4 protein-coding genes are annotated in these 3,061 nt (G+C 65.2%); all 4 read right to left on the reverse strand.

Translation table 11 applies throughout. From position 1 onward, the window contains the following. Positions 1 to 189, reverse strand: a 189-nt coding sequence (locus EN879_RS30010; protein ID WP_127274444.1) for an HPr family phosphocarrier protein, incomplete at its 3' end; no start/stop codon positions are given. Positions 190 to 211: 22 nt separating this feature from the next. Beyond that, entirely contained in the window at positions 212 to 601 is a 390-nt protein-coding gene (gene dhaM, locus EN879_RS30015; RefSeq protein WP_013528085.1) for a dihydroxyacetone kinase phosphoryl donor subunit DhaM, read from the reverse strand. Then, entirely contained in the window at positions 598 to 1,200 is a 603-nt protein-coding gene (gene dhaL, locus EN879_RS30020; protein ID WP_063170451.1) for a dihydroxyacetone kinase subunit DhaL, read from the reverse strand. The genes dhaM and dhaL overlap by 4 nt, the downstream gene beginning before the upstream one ends. Positions 1,201 to 1,272: 72 nt before the next feature. Then, entirely contained in the window at positions 1,273 to 2,916 is a 1,644-nt protein-coding gene (locus EN879_RS30025; RefSeq protein ID WP_063169895.1) for a dihydroxyacetone kinase subunit DhaK, read from the reverse strand. Positions 2,917 to 3,061 lie beyond the last annotated feature (145 nt).

A 3,061-nucleotide genomic window follows, 5' to 3' on the forward strand; every position in this document is an offset into this window, starting at 1 on the left:
GCCCTTCGGCGCCTTGGCCGCCATCACCTTGACGATGCTCTTGGCGTCGAACCATGGCCCGTTGGCGGCGAGCGCGATCTCCACCTCGGCGGCAAAACTCTTGGCCAACTTGGTGAACTTCACCGAAGGACGCGCGTGCAGACCCACCTCGTGGGTGATCACAACGGTCGCTTCGGCGGATGCGGACATGTCTTTCAAAATTCCCGTTCGTTCACGACGGCGACAATTCATGTGCCGTCGCCACCACTTCCCGCAGCGAGGCGCCGCCGGAGGCCTCGGTCGCTGCCATCACCGCGCCTTCGACGATCGGCGCGTTGCAGACTATGATCTTGTGCGAGCGTGGCTCGCCGATCATCTCCACCGCCATTTCCGAGTTGGTCTCCGCGCCGCCGAGATCGACCAGAATGGCGACACCGGCTTCCGACCAGGCCTTGTCGATGGCGCCCATGATCGCCTCGACATTGGTGCCGAGCCCGCCATGGCCGTTTCCGCCGCACCATGCAAGCGGCACTTCGTCGCCCACCATCTGCCGCACCATGTCGGCCGTGCCCTCGGCAACCAGCGGCGAATGCGAGACGATGACGATGCCGACATTGCTCATGCGCTTTCCCCGAGGCTGTGCGCCACTGTGCGCACCAGCAGCGCGGTTGAGCGCGCGCCGGCGTCCATATGACCGATCGATCGGTCGCCCAGGAACGAGGCGCGGCCACGCAAGGCTTTCATAGGCACGGTCGCGTCGGCCGCGGCGTCGGCGATATCGGCGATTTCAAGAGCTGTCTTTCCCTGCAGCAGCGCGTCATGCACCGGCTGCAGCACGTCGAGCATGGTTTTTTGTCCGATCTGCGATTTGCCGCGTGCTGCCACAGCTTCGATCGCCTTGCCGAACGCCGCCGTCAGATTGGCGCGATCGGGTTTCGCCGAAATCTCCTTGCCGAGTGCCAGGAACAGGGTGCCGAACAGCGGGCCGGAGGCGCCGCCGACCGTCATCACCAGCTTGGTGCCGATCGCCTTCAGGGCATCGGGCAGCGGTTTGGCCGAAAATGCTTCGGCTTCGGCGCGCACGGCCTCGAAGCCGCGCTTCATGTTCAGCCCGTGGTCGCCGTCGCCGATCGCCTGGTCGAGCGCCGTCAATTCCTCGGCGTTCGCGGCGATCGTATCCGCGGCGGCCGCGATCAGCCGGGCAAGGTTCAACGCCGCCATGTCACCCGCATTCCCGGTTTCCATCTTGCCGGCAGTATCGAAAGAACGGTCATTCGACAACTGGAGCATACGTCAGGCCGCTTCATGCAATGCCGCGGCCGCCGCGAAGACTTCGGCCACCGCGTGAGCGCCGGGGTCGACCACACCTTGCAGCTTGCTGCCGACATAGGCCGACCGCCCGGCTTTTGCCTTGTCCATGGCGGCCGTGGCCTCGGCACCATGGCGGGCTGCTGTTGCCGCCTCCTCCAGGCCGTTCGCGTCGAGTGCTTTGAGCGCCGGCTCCAGCGCATCGACCATGGTTCTATCGCCAATTCTGGCGCCGCCATAAAAGGTCATCCGTTCAAGGCCGGCAAGCAACGCTCTGGGCAGGCTCGCGCCGCCGCCCAGAGCCTGCGCCGCCGCCGTGAAGAAGATCGACAGCAGCACGCCGCTGGAGCCGCCCATCGACGCGCTCAGAATGTCGCCTATCGCGCCAAGGGTGGCTGCAGGCTCGGCAAGCGGCAGCGTGTCGAGCCGCTCGAGAACACTGCGCGCGCCGGTCGCCACCGTCGAACCGGTGTCGCCGTCGCCTGTTTTGGCGTCCAGTCCGTTCAAAGTCGCTTCGAGCGCGATCAGCCTTTCGCAGATGGTAACGAGAAGAGACCGGGTCCGCGCATCCTGGCTGGGCTTGCGTGCCACGCTTTGTCCGGCCGCTTTCGCCATCGGCACGACGGCAGGTGAAACAACCGGCTTTGCCGGTATCCAGGCATGCGGGCCGACCGGCGCCTGCAAGGCGGTTTCGCGCGCCGCATCCAGCCGGATCAGCGACAGCGAGAAGCCGTTCATGTTGAGCGCCGTCATCAGCGGGCCCGGCCCGATCGTCAGTTTGATGGTTTTGGCCAACGGCGAGGCAAGCACCGCATTGGCGATAACGGACATTTCCAGCGGCGGCACGGAGCCGAGATTGTTGATCAGCAAGGCGTAGGTGGCCTTGGGATCAAGCCGTGCCGCGAGGCGCTCCGCCATGATCGCCACCAGCCTGTCGGCGCTCTGCACCGCAATCCGCTCGACGCCCGGCTCGCCGTGAATGCCAAGGCCGAGTTCGCCATCGTTCTCGCCAAATCTGTCTTCGTGCGGCTGGCCCGGGATCGAGCAGGACGACAGCGACATGCCGAGCGAAACTATGTCCTTAGCCGCCGCCCGCGCCGCTGCCGCGATTTCAGCCAGATCGTGGCCGGCTTCCGACAGGTGGCCTGATATCTTGTGCACGAACAAGGTGCCGGCAACGCCGCGCGGCTGGGTGATGTCGGGCAAAGCGATATCGTCGGCGACAATGACCATCTCGACACGAAACCCTTCGGCGCGCGCCTTCTCTGCCGCCAGGCCGAAATTGAGACGGTCGCCGGTGTAGTTCTTGACGATCAGCAGGCAGCCGGCCGGGCCGGTGACCGCGCGAATGGCGGCCAGCACCGCTTCGACGCTTGGCGAGGCAAAGATCTCGCCCGAAACCGCCGCCGTCAGCATGCCCCTGCCGACGAAACCGGCATGTGAAGGCTCGTGCCCGGCCCCGCCGCCGGAGACGACACTGACTTTCGTCTTGTCCCAGTCGGCGCGCAGGACGACCTTGATCTCGGGATAGCCGTCGAGGCGCGCGAGATCGCCGGAGCCAATGGTTCGTAGCAGGCCGTCCAGCGCCTCGGTGACGATCGTTTCCCTGCGATTGAAAAAGTGCTTCATCGATTCGTCCCGTACTGGCAAAGTCAAAACCGGTGCTGAATCACCGAAAACCGCTCACATCAATCGCTGTCCATCGGCGCCGAAATACAGCGGCGCCCGGTAGCGGATCACCACTTTGTCGCCCTGCGCCAGATCCGTGTCGGGA

Source organism: Mesorhizobium sp. M7A.F.Ca.AU.002.02.1.1 (genome assembly GCF_003998535.1).
GTDB lineage: Bacteria > Pseudomonadota > Alphaproteobacteria > Rhizobiales > Rhizobiaceae > Mesorhizobium > Mesorhizobium ciceri.

Bases quoted from the DNA above. Each gene is read 5' to 3' on its own strand.
- dhaM (WP_013528085.1), bottom strand. From the start codon at position 601: ATGAGCAATGTCGGCATCGTCATCGTCTCGCATTCGCCGCTGGTTGCC.
- dhaL (WP_063170451.1), bottom strand. From the start codon at position 1,200: ATGGCGGCGTTGAACCTTGCCCGGCTGATCGCGGCCGCCGCGGATACG.
- EN879_RS30025 (WP_063169895.1), bottom strand. From the start codon at position 2,916: ATGAAGCACTTTTTCAATCGCAGGGAAACGATCGTCACCGAGGCGCTG.